This window comes from Streptomyces sp. NBC_00654, assembly GCF_026341775.1.
Lineage (GTDB): Bacteria > Actinomycetota > Actinomycetes > Streptomycetales > Streptomycetaceae > Streptomyces.
Genome location: NZ_JAPEOB010000001.1, coordinates 3,820,121 through 3,835,602 on the forward strand (window position 1 = coordinate 3,820,121; position 15,482 = coordinate 3,835,602).

The following is a 15,482-nucleotide window of genomic DNA, read 5'->3' on the forward strand; positions in this document are numbered from 1 at the left end:
CCCGCATACATCCGGTATGCGGGCGTCCCTCCGCCTTGCGGTGCACCGCATCCGACGCCGCGCGCTGATCCGCCAGGGATTACGGGACAGCCCTTACATGCCGCCGGCGACACGCAGGGTCGCGCCCGTGGCGTAGGCGGCGTCATCGGACAGGAGCCAGGAGACGGCGCCGGCGATCTCCTCGGGCCGTCCCGCCCGGCCCATCGGAATGTTGGCGGCCACCTTTGCGGGCCGCTCGGGATCGGCGTGGAACTCCGTCCAGATGGTGCCGGGTGCGACGCAGTTGACGCGAATGCCGTCCGTGGCGACTTCCTTGGACAGCCCCACGGTCATCGCGTCGACCGCCGCCTTCGCCGCGGCGTAGTGCACGTACTGACCGGGGCTGCCGATCGTGGCAGCGGCCGAGGAGATGTTGACGATCGCGCCACCGCCGGTGCGGGACATGTCCCGCACCGCGCGACGCGCGCACAGGAGATAGCCCAGCACATTGACTTCCAGAGCCTGGCGCATCCCTTCCGCGTCCGCGTCGGCCAGCCGCCCGTTGGGGCCGCTGATTCCGGCATTGTTGACCAGGCCGGTCACGACCCCCAGGTGCTGCGCAGCCAGATCGAAGAGCCGGTCGACATCGTTCTCGTCCGCCGTACTCAGCCGGACGGTCAGACATCGGCGTCCCGCGGCACGGACCGCGGAAGCGACGGTCTCGGCGGACGAGTCGTCCGAGCGGTACCCCACGACGATGTCATGGCCATCGGCGGCGAGACGTTCGCAGATCGCGGCACCGATGCCTCGGCTACCGCCGGTGACCACAGTGACAGGCTGGTGCATGGTTCTCTCCCGGGGGCATCGCTCCAGATATATGATCGATCATCCTACGTGCCGTCGCGGCTGAGAACGATGGTCGGCAAGAGCTGCACCGCGCATACCTGCGGCAGGGCGAGCATCGCCGGGCTGTGGCGGGAAGGGTGCCGGTCGGCCATGCCGCCTGCCGCACCCTGCGCGCGAGCGCCCTCCCGGGCGACGGAGGCCATCACCGGCGAAAGGCGCTGACTGCCCCGGACCTGGGTCAAGGCCCCTTCTCGCGGCCGGGTCTCCGTACGCGGGACGCACGTCAGGCGCGGCTGCGGAACCACTCGTCCACGACGGTCCCGGGGAGCGGTGCGTTGTCCGGCTCGGCGGCGGTGTTGACGGTGGGGCGGCCCCGCGGGCAACTCGCATGGGTTGCTGAGCGTTCGTGTCTTTTCGGGTGAAAAGTGATCAAGCTGCATATGGTGGCGCAGATGAGTGTCTGGGAGCCGGTACTGGTACTTCTCGGGCTGGTCGTCACAGGGGCCGTCGGGCTCTACGGGCTGAACTCCCTGCTGGCGGCCAAGGCTGAAACGGTGCCCTCAGCCCCCTTCGCCGGGGGCCTCGAACCGGACCAGCACGCCTTCTCCCGCTTCCACGTCCGGTGGTACCCGATCACGATGATCTTTCTGGCCTTCGACATGGAGATGCTGTTCATGTACCCCTGGGTCAGGGTGGTGAGCGAGATGGGTGCTCCTGCGGTCATCGAGATGTTCGTCTTCCTCGGAATCCTCTTCGCCGCCGTCACCTACGCCTGGCGCGAGGGAGCACTGCGATGGACCTGAGCCGCGCCCTGCGCAGGTTCGTCGCGAGGCGCCCTCCTGTGTTTCTGGTAACCCTTCCCGGCGCCACGGCGGAGCGGTTGGCCGTGGAGGCCGAGCTGCGAAGCCGGGGTTGGCCGTCGGCAGACGGGCCGGCCGGCGCGTCTGCCCTGGTGGTGGCAGGAGACCCGGGTGGCGATCAGCTCGCGTGGCTGGGGGAGACATGGCGCTGTGTGCCGCAGCCGAAGGCGTACGCGGTGGTGGCCGACGCCGTGAACGGTCCTGGTGCCCTGGATGAGGTGAGCGAGCTTCTGGTCCGGGCGGCACCGGAAATGGGTCCCGTGGGTGCGGCGGCGCCCGGTGAACCTCATGCAGGGCACACGGGCCATGAAGGGGCACCGGATCACGGCGCGGATGGTGATCAGTCCAGTCACGCCGGTCACAGCGGTCACGGGGGCCACTACGGGCATGCGGGCCATCATGGTGGCGTTGTCGCCGGTCTGCCGATCGCGGAACGGGCGGACGACCGCGATGGTTTGAGGCTGGACCGGCTGTACCTGAACCTGGGGCCGGCGCTTCCGGACTGGCCGGCGGGACTGGTCATCGGTGTGGCGCTACAGGGCGACGTGGTCCAGGAGGCCGAGGTGCGGTCGCCGGGCACCGGGGTTGCCGTGCACCGGTGTCCGTTCTGGAGCGCGCCGTGGCTGCTTGCTGCGGGCGGCGAGACGGTGCCGTGCGGGGCTGCTGATCGGCGGCGTTGCGCTGCGCATCTGGACAGTCTCGGGCGTTTCCTGGCCGTCGCGGGGTGGCCGGACCCTGCGGCGCGGGCGCGCCGTCTGCGGGACGCGGTCCTGGCGGACGTCGCCCCCGGGGAAGTGGCAAGGAGTGTACGGCGGTTGACGCGGCGGATCCGGGCATCGCGCACCCTCCGACGGCTGACGGCCGGCCTCGGTGAGCTGCCCGCCGCGCGGGCGCGGGACTTGGGTATCACCGGTCCGGCGCTTGCCGCGGACGGTGATGTGCACGCGCGTCTGTGTGTGTGGCTCGATGAGATCGAGCGAGCGCTGGGCGGCATGAACGACACCCGGCCCCTGGCAACGGACGGGGCGGAGGGGCCCCGTGGACGGATCGGCGGTGCAACGCCTCCGTCGCAGGCTCTGCTCGACGTCCTTCCCGTCCTCCTCCGGGGGGCGGAATACGCCTGTGCCCGGCTGATCGTGGCAAGCCTGGACCCGGATCTCGACGAGCTCGTGTACGCGGGAGTCGCCCATGGCTGATACGGCGCCGCTGTGGGGTGTCGTCCTGATGCCCTTCGCGCTGGTCGCGGCGGCCGTCGCCGCCGCTGGACTGGACGCCGCCGTCACCGCCGCATCCCGACGCGGCCCTGCCGCGGCCCTGCGCGACCTGCCGGCACCGCTCGGCGAGGCGCTCCGGCTCCTGGGCCAACAGCGTCGTCGTACCGACGTGGCGGACATCGTGCTCGGGCGGGTCGGTATCGGACTGGTGCCGGTCGCCGCCGTGCTTGCTGCGGCGGTCCTGCCGTGGGGGTTCCGTGCGGTGACCGATCCGGTCGCCGGCATCGTGTGGTTCAACGCCATGGAGGCGCTCGCATGGGCGGCGATCTGGCTCGCCGGCTGGGGGCCGAACTCGGCGCTGTCGCTGATCGGCGGCTACCGGTTCCTCGCGCAGGGGCTGGCGTACGAGCTGCCGCACATGTTCGCGCTGACCACTGCCGCGCTCGGGGCGGAGTCGCTGCGGGTCGGCGACGTGGTGGCGGCCCAGCAGGGCCTGTGGTTCGTGGTGTGGATGCCGGCCGCGTTCCTCGTCTATCTGCTCAGTGCCCTGGCCATGGCGTTCTGGGGACCGTTCGGCCATCCGGTGGGGCGTGACGCCGCGGGCGGTGCGGTCGTGGAGTACAGCGGCGCGGACCGGCTGCTTCTGCTGGGCGGCCGGTGGCTGCTGCTGGTCGTCACGGCATCGTTCAGCGTGCCGTTGTTCCTCGGCGGCGGTCAGGGGCCGCTGTTGCCTCCCTGGGCCTGGACCCTGCTGAAGACGGCTGCCGTGCTGGTCCTGCTCATCGGGGGACGGCGTCTGGTGCCCGTGCTGCGCATGGACCGCTACATGGAGTTCGTCTGGATGGTGCTCGTCCCGCTGACGCTGCTGCAGGCACTGTTCGCCGCCGTCGTCGTACTCGATCGCTAGGGGAAGCCACAGATGCTCGACGACGTCATCTTCTGGACGCTCGGTGTGCTCGCCGTGGCAGCCGGGGGCATGGTGTTCCGGTTCGATTCCATGGCCCGGGCGACATACTCGCTGCTGCTGTCACTGCTGTGTGTGGGGGGCTTGGCCATCCTGCTCGGGCTCGACTACCTCGGGGTCGTCATCGTGCTGATGATGACCATCGAGATGGCCATCATGGCCGTCTTCATGGTGATGTTCATGATGAACCCGGCCGGTCTGATGCCGATGTCCATGCTGCACAACAAGCGAGGCGGGGCCGCTCTCTGCGCGGGCGTCTTCGTGCTTCTGGTCGTCGGCATCGTTCTTGCCCCCTGGCCGGAGCGGGCCGGCAGAGCGGACGGCGACCCGACCATGGCCCTGGGGCAGTCGCTGATGGGGCCGCACATGCTCACCATGATGACACTCGGGTTCGCGCTGTTCACCACCATCGTCGCCACCGTGGTGCTCTCCACCCGCCGCGGGCGCTACGACCGGCTCGGCGACGACCTGCGTGCCCGGCACGCCGATGATCCCGTACGAGGAGGGATCGGCCGATGACGTTGGAACTGTTCCTGGTGGTGGCGGTGGCGCTGTTCAGCGTCGGACTGTTCGGGGCGTTGACCCAGCAGTCCATCGTCATGCTGATGATGGGGCTCGAACTCATGCTGGGCGGGATCATCCTCGCAGCCGCGGCCCTCTGGCACTACGTGGCGCCCGCCTCGACGGACGGACAGGTGCTGATCGTGCTCGCCGTCACCGTCATGGCCGTGGAGATGGCCATCGGCTTCGCCATCGTCACGGCACTCTTCCGCGCCCGGGAGGTCGACATGACGGACGAAGCAGCGGAGTTGAAGGGGTGAGCGCCCTGCTGTGGGCGCTGGCCGCAGTCCCACTGGCCGCGGGCACGCTGCTGGCCATCGGCGGTCGCCCCACCGACCGCCCGGCCCCGGGCATCGCGGTCGCGGCAGCCGCCGTCGGCCTCGGCCTGGCCGTGCTCGCCGCCTTCCAACAGCCCTCCGTCACGGTTCCGTTGCTGGAGGGAGCGGGCTTCGGCCTGGCCGTGGACGGGCTGTCCGGGCTGATGGTGGTGACCGTCACGGCGGTGACCGCGGCGGTGCTGCTCTTCAGCGTCGCGGACATCGGACCCGAGCAGGCACGAAGCCGGTTCTTCGGCCTCATGCTGATCTTCGGCGGGGCGATGCTCGTCACCGTCACCGCCACCACCCTGCCCGCCCTGCTGATGGGCTGGGAGGTCATGGGGGCGGCCTCCTGGGCCCTGATCGGCTACTGGTGGAACGACCCGGTCCGCGTGGCAGCGGCCGGTACGGCGTTCCTCACCACCCGCGCGGCCGACCTCGGTCTCTACCTCGCCGCCGGCGCGGCCCTGGCCGGAGGACAGGGCCTGGCACTCGACGCGCTTCCCGGGGTGACGGGCCCCTGGCTCCACCTGCTGGCCGCCGGAGTGATCGTGGCGGCCGCGGGCAAGTCGGCCCAACTGCCCTTCAGCTTCTGGCTGTCCAAAGCGATGCAGGGCCCCAGCCCCGTCTCCGCGCTGCTGCACTCCGCCACGATGGTCGTCGCCGGGGCCTACCTCCTGATCAGGATGGAACCGCTGCTCACCGCGTCAGGCTGGGGCGACGACGTCGTGGCCTGGACCGGAGCCGTCACCGCCCTGGCCCTCGGGCTCGTCGCCGTCGCACAGCGAGACCTCAAACAACTGCTCGCCGCGTCGAGTTGCGCACAGATCGGATTCATGGTGCTCGCGGCAGGCGTCGGATCGACCGTCGGCGGCACCCTCCAGCTGATCGCCCACGCGGCCGCGAAGAGCCTCGCCTTCCTCGTCACCGGATTCTGGCTCACCCGGCTCGGCACCAAGAGCCTGCCGGAACTGCGCGGGGCTGCCCGCCGCGAGCCCGTCGCCGGCGCCGCGTTCACGGTGGCCGCGCTCGCCCTGGCCGGCGTACCACCGTTCTCCCTGTGGGCCGCGAAGGACGTGCTCCTCGCCGGAGTGCTCGAAGCGGGTCCCGCACTCTGCGCGGCGGCTCTCGCGGCAGCCGTCGTCTCGGCCGTCTACAGCATCAAGGCGCTCTGGTACGTATGGCAGCCCGCACCGTCGCCGGTCGGCCGCTCCGTCCCGCTCCCCACCACCACGAGCATCCCTCTCGCCGCCCTGGCGTTCGCCGCGATGACCCTGTCCCTCCTCGTGCTGCCCCCGGTACGCGAAGCCCTGACCCGCACTCTCGGCGCAGAGGGGGAAGCGGCTCCGCATGCCTGGGAGTTCGTTCTCAGTGGCCTGATCTCCCTCGTGACATCCGCCGCGGTGTGGGCATGGGGGGATCGCCGCAGCCCCGTGCCGCAGCGCGCCGCGCGACGGGCGCCGGACTGGCTGGGCCTGGAAGCAGCGGCCCACACCCTGCTCGTACGCCCGGTGCGACGCCTCGCCGAGGCACTCGCCGCCTTCGACGACCGGGTTCTCGACCGCGGGGTCGACGACCTCGCGCGCGGCACCCTGCGCTTCGCCGACGCGGTCGACCGGAGGGTGGAAACAGCGGTGGACGGCGCGGCCGAAGGGGTCGCCGCCACGGGCAGGGCGCTGGGGCGGCTGGCGCGCCGCCCGCAGACCGGGCAATTGCACCAGTACCTCGCTCAGGCCGTCGCGGCCTTCACCGTCCTTGCCGTCGTCGTCGTCCTCGTGAGGTGACCGCCGTGCTCACGGCCATCGTCCTGCTTCCCACCGCGGTAGCCGCCCTGCTGCTGTGCCTCCCGCGCAGCACGCCCCGCCTCGTCCTCCTCGGCACATGGGCGGGTGCTTCCGCGACCGTGCTCGCCCTCGCCCTGGCTGTATGGGCGGGCTACCGCACCGGGGAGGGAATCCAGTACGAGGCGAACGTCCGCTGGATCCCCAGTGCCGGAATCGGCTACCACATCGGTGTGGACGGACTGTCGCTGCCGCTGCTCGCGCTGACCGGCGTCCTGTTCCTCGCCTGCGCCGTCCACGCCCTGCGGCAGACCCATCGCGTACGGGAGTTCGTCGTGCTCTTCCTCTTCCTGGAAAGCACGTGCCTCGGCCTCTTCGTGGCGCTCGACCTGATCCTGTTCTTCGTCTTCTTCGACCTGTCGATCGTGGCGATGTACTTCATCATCGCCGGGTGGGGCCACGCGGGCGCCCCGCGCGCGGCCATGAAGTTCTTCCTCTACACCTTCACCGGCTCGCTCGCCCTCCTTCTCGGGTTCATCGGGCTCTACCTCGCCGCCGCACCGCACACCTTCGACATGGTGGAGCTGGCCCGGCAGAACCCCCTCGCCGGACGCTCGCTGTACGGCGGTCTGGTCCTGCTCGCCGTCGGCGTCGGACTGGCTGTCAAAACACCCACCGTGCCCTTTCACACCTGGCTGCCCCCCGCCCACACCGAGGCCCCCGCCGAAGGCTCGGCCATCCTCGCCGGTGTCCTGCTCAAGATGGGCACCTACGGGTTCCTGCGCATCGCGATGCCCCTGCTGCCCGAGGCGTGGCGTTCGTACGCACCGGTCTTCGTCGTCGTCGGCCTGATCTCCGTGCTCTACGGTGCGCTGGTGGCGCTCGCCCAAACCCAGTTCAAGCGCATGATCGCCTACACGTCCGTCAACCACATGGGCTACATCATCCTCGCCATCGGCGCCGCCGCCACCGCCGGAACGGATACCGCCGACGCGCGCCGACTCGCCGTCACCGGCGCGACGTACCAGATGGTGAGCCACGGACTGCTGACCGGAGCACTGTTCCTCCTCGCCGGTGTGCTCTACGAGCGCGGCCGTACGTACGACATGGACGCGTACTCCGGTGTCGCCGTCCGGGCCCCTCTGTTCGCGGCCCTCATGGGCGTGGCGGTCTTCGCCTCGCTCGGCCTGCCCGGCTTCTCCGGCTTCATCGCCGAGTTCCAGATCCTCGCAGGCAGCCTCGGCCCCCGTCCGGTGGCGACCGGCCTCGCGGTCCTTGGCATCCTGCTCACCGCCGCGCTGCTGCTACGAGCCCTGCAACGCATGTTCATGGGGCCGCTGCGACTACCGGAGGCTCCCGGTGCCGCCCGGCCCTTCCCCGACCTCCGAGCCCACGAAGGCGTCGCCATCGTGCCGTTGCTCGTCCTCGCCGTCGTCCTTGGCCTCACCCCCCGTTTCCTGCTCGACATCATCGAACCCGCCTCCCGCGGTGTGCTGGAGCTGCTCGCCCGATGAACGGGATGACGGGGACGACCGTGATGAACGAGAACCCACTGGATCTGCTGCCCGAAGTCCTTCTCGGTGCCTCGGCGGTGTTCGGACTGCTCCTCGGAGGATGGCTGCCCCGGCACCGTCAATGGATCGTCGCCGTCGTGGCGGCAGCCGCGTGTGCGACGGGCATCGTCGCGGCGGCGGTCGCCGCCACGGGCGAGTCCATGACGGCGTTCGACGGGGCGTTCGCGGTCGACCCGGTGACCTCGACGGTTCGTATCGTCGTCCTCGCCGGAACGCTCGTCGTCCTGGCCCTGGGCTTCGCCCCATTTCGCGGGGACGCTCGGGAGAGCGAGTTCTACGTCCTCGTCCAGCTCGCCGCGCTCGGAACGCTGATGCTCGCGGGAGCCCAGGACCTGCTGTTGCTCGCCGCCGCCTACCTCCTCGCGAGCATTCCCGCCTACACCCTGGCCGGCTTCCGCAAGGACGGACCCGGCACCGAGGCGGCTCTGAAGTACTACGTGGTCGGAGCGCTGCTCGGCGTCGTGCTTCTCGCCGGGATCACCCTCATGTACGCGGCCGGGCGGGCCACCGCGTATCCGGCTCTCGCGGAGGCGCTTCCGGCCGCGCCGGAAGCGCTGGTGGCAGTCGGTCTGGTGGGTCTGCTCGGGGGCCTTCTGTTCAAGGCCGGGGGAGTGCCAGGACACTTCTGGGTGCCCGATGCCGTCCAGGGAAGCGCACCACCTGTCGCGGCCTTCCTCGCCACGCTCCCCAAAGCCGGCGCGCTCGCCGCGCTCTACCGCCTGGTCGCCGTACCGCTCGCAGGCACGGACGTGCCCTGGCCCGAGCTGATCGCCGTGCTCGCCGCCCTGTCCATGACCCTCGGGAACTTCGGCGCCTTCTTCCAGACCGACGTCAAGCGACTGCTCGCGTACTCGACGATCAGCCAGGTGGGGTACCTGCTGATGCCGATCGCCGCGACCGGCGGCAGCGAGCAGGCGCAGCCCGCTCTCCTCTATTACCTGGCCGCCTACGCCGTGACCAACCTCGGAGCCTTCGCCGTCGTATGCGCACTCCCGCACGCCCACACCCTGGATGACTACCGCGGTCTGCTTCGCCGACACCCAGCACTGGTGCTCAGCCTGATCGTCTGCCTCCTGGGCCTCGTCGGCACCCCACCCACCGCGGTCTTCCTGGGCAAGCTCGAGGTCTTCACCGCGGCCGTCGACGGCGGATTCGCGTGGCTCGCGGTCGTCGCCGCAGTGAACACGGTGGCCTCCCTCTTCTACTACCTGCGGTGGATTCGCCCCGCCGTGTCCTACGGCGCACCGGCCAAGACCCGCACGCCGGTGCGGCCTGCGGCGCTTCTGGCCTGCACAGCGGCAGCGGCCTCGGTCGCCCTCGGTATCGCGGGCGGTCCCGTACTCACGATCCTGGAAGGTGCCCCGGCCCGGTGACGGCCGGCGGGCCGGGGTGTTCATCAGCAACATCAGAAGCCGCCGCCACGAGCTCACCCAGGCGCAGCGCGACGTCGGATGGATCGTCCGGCTCGGGGTCCACCGCCTTACCGGGAACGAGCACAGGGCGACGGTGCATGCCGGTCGGTGAACGATGCCGGAAAGCCGTGTGCGGGAGAACCGCACGCACGGTGTGAACCGACGGGGGCCGGAAACGGAGGGTCAAGCCCCCGCGCCGGTCCCCGACCCTGCTCAGCCCGCATGAGCCTCGCGGGCTGAATAGATCGTGCGGACCACGCCTTCCAGCTCGGGTTCGATGATGGACAGGTCGGTGACCGTGTGCCTGGCCAGGACCGCGCTGATCAGGTCGGAGACCTGGTTCTGCTCCGGGTCGAAGCGCAGGGTGACCGAGTCGGTCCTGGCGTCGGGCGGGTCCTGAAGCACGCCGTCCAATGCGATCCCTTGCCACTGATGGTTTTCGGCCAGTTGCACCACCAGCTGCCGGTGTGGGGCGTAGCGGGTCTTGAGCGTGTTCACATCGCCGTCGTAGAGGACCTTTCCGTCATCGATGAGCACAATGCGACGGCACAACTGCTCGACATCGTCCAGGTCGTGCGTGGTCAGGATCGCCGTGACACCCTCGTCGTGATTGAGGACGCTGATGAACTCGCGAATGCGTTCCTTGGCGACGACATCCAGACCGATGGTCGGCTCGTCCAGGTAGAGGATGCGAGGTTCCGGCAGCATGGCGGCGGCGAGATCGCCGAGCATCCGCTGTCCCAGGGACAGCTGGCGCACGGGGGTGTCGAGGAAGGGGCCGAGGTCGAGCAGTTCGGTGAAGCGTGCGGTGTTGGCACGATGACGGGAACGTTCGACCCCGTACAACTTGCCGATCAGATCGAGCGAGTCCCGCAACGGCAGGTCCCACCACAACTGACTGCGCTGGCCGAAGACGACGCCGATATTGCGAGCGTTGCGCTCCCGGTCGCGCCACGGCACGACACCGGCGACCTCGACGTGGCCGGCCGTGGGATGCAGAACTCCCGTGAGAATCTTGATGGTTGTGGACTTCCCGGCGCCATTCGGTCCGAGGTAGCCGACCACCTCGCCCTCATCGATGGTGAACCCGACGCCGTCGACGGCGAGTTTACTCACGTACTCCCGCGTCAACAGGGTCCGTATTCCGCCAAATGCTCCAGTGAACCGTTTGGGCCCGCGAAACTCCTTCACCAGCCCGGCTACCCGAATGATCGACATGATCAATAGTCTGGGCGACCAGGATGGCGACGGTCAACGGTGCGACTCCCGGTTATGGAAGTAACGCCTGGTGAGAGAAGTGATCGGCGCTGTCGGTTTGGTGAGGCGGTCCAACGGGAGGGCGAGGTGAACCGCCGCCTCGTATGCGACGGGTACGACTCGGCCGGCGTCGGCCCGGGAACTGATGCGCGGTGACATTCCGGTCCGCTCGGTCCCGGATCGCACTGTGAACGAACAGATCACCGCGTCCGTCGTCACCCGTGAAGGTATCGGTCGCCGTGAACTGATCCCGTACCGGGAGCGCCGATCGTCCCGGTGCGTCTCCGCGGGCACGATACCCGGCCAGGGCAGCCGTGGGCTTGGATTCCCGGCGGAAGGCGTCCGCGCCTGCACCACGATGCGTTGTCCGCGCGGGACGGGCACAAGGTGGCCGTGGCCCTTTCGCGTGCGTCTGACCGGCGGACGAGCTGTGGAACCGCGCCGAGACTCTCCGGCGGGTCATGGGCGGACACACACGATGTGCGGGCGGGGTCGCCCGGGAACCCCCGAACCAATTGCCTGCTATAGCGCAGCAAATCGGACTCGTCGACGGGTCCGATTCTCCGGGCCGCAGGTGGATGACGTAGACAGCCGTTCCGTGATCTATTAGCTTTGTAAGCGCTTACGCGGCAGCGGCGAGCGAAACTTGCCCCTTGTGTCCTAATGCGGATGTTTGATGCTGTCGAGGTGTGTTAGTTGAGGAGTGTCATGGCTTTCCGGGATGAACCAGGGAGCACGAGCGAACAGTCGATTAAGCCCTCGGCGGCTTTGGATCCTCTGAGCAAGCGTGAGCTCGAGGTGTTGCATCTCGTGACCAAGGGCATGACGAATCGAAAAATTGGTACCGTACTGGGAATATCGGAAAGAACTTCCAGGGAGCATGTTGCTCGCATTCTCCTGAAACTCAGGGTGGGTTCGCGGGTCGAAGCCGCTGTGATTGCCGCAGAGGCAAGATTTGAGGCGACTGCTCAGGAGCGCTCGTGAAGTGGTCCGAGTGGTTTTCTCGGGGCGCTCGTGGGAGCCCAGGGTTCACCGTAGGAAGTCGTACGGCGAATCGGGTGCGGGTAGTGGCTGGAATCCGGCAGGAACGGATCGAGTGCGGGCGGATTCGGAGCGTCTTTCCGCGGGTTCCTGCCAGGTAAAGCCGTTCGGCGTGAAGGCGTGAAGGTTCGCAGCGTTGGCCGGGGCCACCTCGTATCGGGGCGAGGGCTGCTGTGAGCAGGGCGCTTGCCTCGTCGGTGTGGAGCGAAGGATTCGTCGTGACGAATGCCGGTACGGGAGTTCCCTGCCCTGCCGGGCCGCATGGTTCCGCCGGCCACAGGTGTACCGGTGCTCCCACTCGATTCGGAGGAGCTCACATGGCGCCGCGGGGAGATTCGCCCTTCGGCGCGGGACTTTGACGTTGGCTCGAATGCCCCGTCCCTCTGCGTCTCTCTGCCTTGTCCTCGGGAGCTTGTCGGCCGTGCTGTTCGAGCGTCGGACGGGTCTGTCCGTTCCTGCGGAGGCCTGACGCGCATGGTCTCCTCGGCCTGTCTCGGTGACCGGTGGATTCCCGGGCGGCGTACGAGCGGCGCAGTCCGTGACGCGGTACCGCGCGCGGCCGGGTAGCGGCGGGGATTCCTGCTGGTGCGCACCGCAGCGTGACCGTCGGGGACCGCCGAAAGTCCAGGCGGTCCCCGCTGTTCCCCGCAGCCGTGCCGCGGCCTCGTGGATGCCGTCGTCAGCGATGGCCGCGCCCATGGTTTCCGTGATCGGTCGCGTCGGGAGCAGCCGTGATCGCGAAGGCTTGTGGGCTCCGTTTGATCCGGCGCACGCGCCCCTGCCGACTCGCACAGGGGGCTGGATGGCCCCGGCACCGCTGCGTCGCCCCTGAGTCGGGCCCCCTGGAGAGGTGGCCTGAATCAGGCCACCGGAAGAGCGGCGCTCGGATGAAGTGCCTGTACGGCTTTGAGCTTTTCTCGACGACGCGACGACGCTGAAGAGGTCCGGACGGTGGAGCTCTCCGTGTCGCGGCATACCCAAAAATGAGGAAGATCATGGACGCTGATTGGCCCGAAGAGTTCGAAAATCTCGTTCGCTCATATCTGCCGCACCTCGGCGATGGCGACAGACTCCTTCCCGATGCCGATCTGATCAGTCTGGGCCTTGATTCTCTCAATGCCGTCGGATTGCTGCTGGATCTTGAGGGAGCATTCGATGTGACAGTCCCCGCCGAGGGGCTCACGATCAAGACCGTCGAATCACCTCATTCTCTGTGGTCGACGATCGAACAGCTGCGTAAGGCCTAGGGGAAGGATCGATCCACGAGAATGTCGGTCCGTCGATCTCCGGATCCGTGATCCGCCATCACACGATCGACGGTCTGTGCATGGGTTCCGGCGCTCTCGTCGATGATGGATCACGGCGTGGGCTTGATCCAGTGAAGGCAGAGGTTATGCGTACACACCAATTGCGGCTCGATTCTCCGCTGCCGCTCTCGCACGGCGACGAACTTGCGAAGCGCATCTATTATGCGTCGTCGGACATCGAATCATTCCGGCTCATCGAGAAGGAACAGCGAGTGGTTGCCGTGGAGGTGACCACTGCCGGCGAGGTCGAAACGGCAGATCTCGCACGCAAGGTGAACCTCATCAATGATCGAGATGTTCTTCCCCAGCGGATCACCCACGCGGAGCGTGTCTGGAGCTCGCCCCATTCCGAGAGGGTCGCTGATGGTGATGTCTATGATCAGCTCCTTGCGCTCGGCCTGGTCCAGGAGATGGGGCAGGGGCTGATTGCCTCCAGTGGGCTCTTCACCGCCACGCTCCATGCTCTTGACGAACGGATCCGCAGCCTTGCCGTCGGAAGATTCGGCGCAAGGGAGCACCTGTACCCCACGCTCATTTCCACAGAGACTCTTCAGCGTGGCGGCTATCTCGAATCGTTTCCCCAGTTCCTCATGTCTGCGCATCGTCTCCATGCCGATGTGGATACGTACAGTGAGTTTGTGGTCGGGGATGAAGGTGCGGAAGACGTCGGCGCCCTCCTGGCCAGACATGGCGAGCATTCCGGGTACTGCCTGCCGCCGACCATGTGCTTCCACACCTATCAGCAATTCCATGGGGAAAGACTGGATTCCGGCGGAACCGCGGTGACTTCGCGCGGAAAGTCGTTCCGTCACGAGTCGCGGTACAGTCGCTCCGTGGAGCGGCTGTGGGACTTCACCATTCGGGAGATGGTCTTCTTCGGTGAGGGCAAAGAGGTCACCGACCTTCGGCAGTCCTTCCTCGAAGCGTCGTGCGAGCTCATCGACGAATTGGGTCTTCCCGGCCATGTCGAAGGAGCCAACGACCCGTTCTTCGGGGACGGACGGAACCCCCGGCGGATGCTCGCACAGCGGCTGAGCGGACTCAAGTACGAATTGCGGCTTCCTGTTGAAGAGGGGCGCACTGTTTCCGTGGCGTCATTCAATGCGCATGGCACGCTCTTCGGAGAGGCGTTCAAGATCACGTTGGCTGATGGCACTACCGCGAGTTCCGCGTGTGTGGGTTTCGGTCTGGAACGGTTTGCTTATTCCTTCTTCTGCCAGTACGGGCCCGAGCTGGGCAACTGGCCCGGATCTGTTCGGAGAGCTCTCGGCCTCTGAGGCCTCGCGTGGTGGTCGGGCAGCCGGAGACCGGAAACGGTCTCCGGCTGCCCGACCACCACGCATGCACGGGAGAATCCTCGGTAGTGGCCCGTACCGCGCGTGGCCCTCTATTCGGAGTGCTTCCCCGGCTCCCACCAGTCCCGGTGGCCCCGGTACCACTCCACGACCTCTGCGAGTCCCTGACGGAAGTCCACCTGCGGCCGGTAACCCAGTTCCCTGCGGATCAGGCCGTCGTCCAGTGAGTAGCGCAGGTCGTGCCCCTTGCGGTCCGTGACCCACCGGATCCGCTCCGGGCCGACATCGAACAGCTCCAGGAGATGGCCGACGAGCTGAAGGTTCGTCAACTCCGTTTCGCCGCTGACGTTGTAGATTCCGCCGGCGCGCCCCTTCTCCAGGACCAGTTGCACAGCCCGGCAGTGATCCGCCACATGCAGCCACTCCCGTACGTTCCTCCCGTCGCCGTAGAGCGGAACGGTGCCCCCGTCCAGCAGACTGGTGACGAAGCGCGGGATGGCCTTCTCCGCGTTCTGGTAGGGGCCGTAGTTGTTCGCGCAGCGGGTGATGCTGATGTCCATCCCGTGGGTCCGCCAGTAGCTCCTGGCCACCAGGTCCGAGGCGGCCTTCGAGGCGGCGTAGGGCGAGTTGGGCAGCAGCGGCTGTGCCTCGTCCCAGGAACCCTCGGCGATGGAGCCGTAGACCTCGTCCGTCGAGATGTGCACCACTCGCGAAACCCCTGTGGCCAGGCAGCAGTCCAGCAGATTCTGCGTCCCCAGCACGTTGGTGCTGAAGAAGGGCGCGGCATCGGCCACGGACCGGTCCACATGCGATTCGGCGGCGAAGTGCACGACCGCGTCGTGCCCCGGGAGCACATCGAGCAGTGCGTCCCTGGAGCGGACGTCAGCTCGTACGACCTCCAGACGCGGGTGGCCGGTGGGCAGGTTGGCCAGGTTGCCGGCGTAGGTGAGGCAGTCCAGTGCTGTGACGCGGGCGGTTTCGTATCCCGCGTAACTGCCGCCCAGCAGTTCCCGCACGTAGTTCGATCCGATGAACCCGGCGGCGCCGGTGACCAGGATTCTCATATGCCGACCG

At 68.1% G+C, this 15,482-nt stretch carries 15 protein-coding genes; 11 read left to right on the plus strand and 4 right to left on the minus strand.

The window, feature by feature from the left end; translation table 11 throughout:
• Positions 1–93 precede the first annotated feature (93 nt).
• Both OHA98_RS16415 and OHA98_RS16420 read right to left on the minus strand, forming a co-directional pair.
• Positions 94–825, minus strand: a complete 732-nt coding sequence (locus OHA98_RS16415; RefSeq protein WP_266926474.1) for an SDR family NAD(P)-dependent oxidoreductase — start codon at positions 823–825, stop codon at positions 94–96.
• Positions 826–869: 44 nt separating this feature from the next.
• Positions 870–1,067 (minus strand): hypothetical protein, encoded by a 198-nt coding sequence (locus tag OHA98_RS16420; RefSeq protein ID WP_266926475.1) that lies wholly within the window; start codon positions 1,065–1,067, stop codon positions 870–872.
• Between the two features lie 210 nt (positions 1,068–1,277).
• On the opposite strand from OHA98_RS16420, the gene OHA98_RS16425 reads away from it, so the two are divergent.
• The 8 genes from OHA98_RS16425 to OHA98_RS16460 are packed head-to-tail and all read left to right on the plus strand — an operon-like array spanning position 1,278 to position 9,469.
• Positions 1,278–1,628 carry an NADH-quinone oxidoreductase subunit A gene (locus tag OHA98_RS16425; RefSeq protein WP_266926477.1) on the plus strand — a complete coding sequence of 117 codons (351 nt, stop codon included), beginning with the start codon at positions 1,278–1,280 and terminating at the stop codon, positions 1,626–1,628.
• On the plus strand, positions 1,619–2,881 hold the full coding sequence (locus OHA98_RS16430) for a hypothetical protein (RefSeq protein WP_266926479.1): 1,263 nt from the start codon (positions 1,619–1,621) through the stop codon (positions 2,879–2,881). The genes OHA98_RS16425 and OHA98_RS16430 overlap by 10 nt, the downstream gene beginning before the upstream one ends.
• Positions 2,874–3,806, plus strand: coding sequence for an NADH-quinone oxidoreductase subunit H (locus tag OHA98_RS16435; RefSeq protein ID WP_266926481.1), 933 nt, complete (start codon positions 2,874–2,876; stop codon positions 3,804–3,806). Before OHA98_RS16430 ends, OHA98_RS16435 begins: the two co-directional genes overlap by 8 nt.
• A 12-nt stretch (positions 3,807–3,818) precedes the next feature.
• Positions 3,819–4,382 carry an NADH-quinone oxidoreductase subunit J gene (locus OHA98_RS16440; RefSeq protein ID WP_266926483.1) on the plus strand — a complete coding sequence of 188 codons (564 nt, stop codon included), beginning with the start codon at positions 3,819–3,821 and terminating at the stop codon, positions 4,380–4,382.
• Positions 4,379–4,684 carry an NADH-quinone oxidoreductase subunit NuoK gene (nuoK, locus tag OHA98_RS16445; RefSeq protein WP_266926485.1) on the plus strand — a complete coding sequence of 102 codons (306 nt, stop codon included), beginning with the start codon at positions 4,379–4,381 and terminating at the stop codon, positions 4,682–4,684. Before OHA98_RS16440 ends, nuoK begins: the two co-directional genes overlap by 4 nt.
• Positions 4,681–6,525: an NADH-quinone oxidoreductase subunit L gene (locus OHA98_RS16450; RefSeq protein ID WP_266926486.1), complete on the plus strand. Its 1,845-nt coding sequence runs from the start codon at positions 4,681–4,683 to the stop codon at positions 6,523–6,525. Before nuoK ends, OHA98_RS16450 begins: the two co-directional genes overlap by 4 nt.
• A 5-nt stretch (positions 6,526–6,530) precedes the next feature.
• On the plus strand, positions 6,531–8,036 hold the full coding sequence (locus tag OHA98_RS16455) for a NuoM family protein (protein ID WP_266926488.1): 1,506 nt from the start codon (positions 6,531–6,533) through the stop codon (positions 8,034–8,036).
• A 5-nt stretch (positions 8,037–8,041) separates the two neighbouring features.
• Entirely contained in the window at positions 8,042–9,469 is a 1,428-nt protein-coding gene (locus OHA98_RS16460; RefSeq protein ID WP_266926489.1) for an NADH-quinone oxidoreductase subunit N, read from the plus strand.
• A 252-nt stretch (positions 9,470–9,721) separates the two neighbouring features.
• Here the strand turns inward: OHA98_RS16460 and OHA98_RS16465 are convergent, their stop codons facing one another.
• The gene (locus OHA98_RS16465) at positions 9,722–10,726 is read right to left on the minus strand and encodes an ATP-binding cassette domain-containing protein (protein WP_266926490.1); all 1,005 of its coding nucleotides are present in this window, start codon (positions 10,724–10,726) and stop codon (positions 9,722–9,724) included.
• Between the two features lie 747 nt (positions 10,727–11,473).
• On the opposite strand from OHA98_RS16465, the gene OHA98_RS16470 reads away from it, so the two are divergent.
• From OHA98_RS16470 to OHA98_RS16480, 3 genes are all read left to right on the plus strand, one after another.
• Positions 11,474–11,749, plus strand: a complete 276-nt coding sequence (locus OHA98_RS16470) for a LuxR C-terminal-related transcriptional regulator (protein WP_266926492.1) — start codon at positions 11,474–11,476, stop codon at positions 11,747–11,749.
• A gap of 1,052 nt (positions 11,750–12,801) precedes the next feature.
• Positions 12,802–13,053 carry a phosphopantetheine-binding protein gene (locus tag OHA98_RS16475; protein ID WP_266926494.1) on the plus strand — a complete coding sequence of 84 codons (252 nt, stop codon included), beginning with the start codon at positions 12,802–12,804 and terminating at the stop codon, positions 13,051–13,053.
• 47 nt (positions 13,054–13,100) lie between these two features.
• Positions 13,101–14,390 carry a hypothetical protein gene (locus OHA98_RS16480; protein ID WP_266926496.1) on the plus strand — a complete coding sequence of 430 codons (1,290 nt, stop codon included), beginning with the start codon at positions 13,101–13,103 and terminating at the stop codon, positions 14,388–14,390.
• A 110-nt stretch (positions 14,391–14,500) separates the two neighbouring features.
• Here the strand turns inward: OHA98_RS16480 and rfbB are convergent, their stop codons facing one another.
• Positions 14,501–15,472, minus strand: coding sequence for a dTDP-glucose 4,6-dehydratase (gene rfbB / locus OHA98_RS16485; RefSeq protein WP_266926498.1), 972 nt, complete (start codon positions 15,470–15,472; stop codon positions 14,501–14,503).
• Positions 15,473–15,482: the final 10 nt, after the last annotated feature.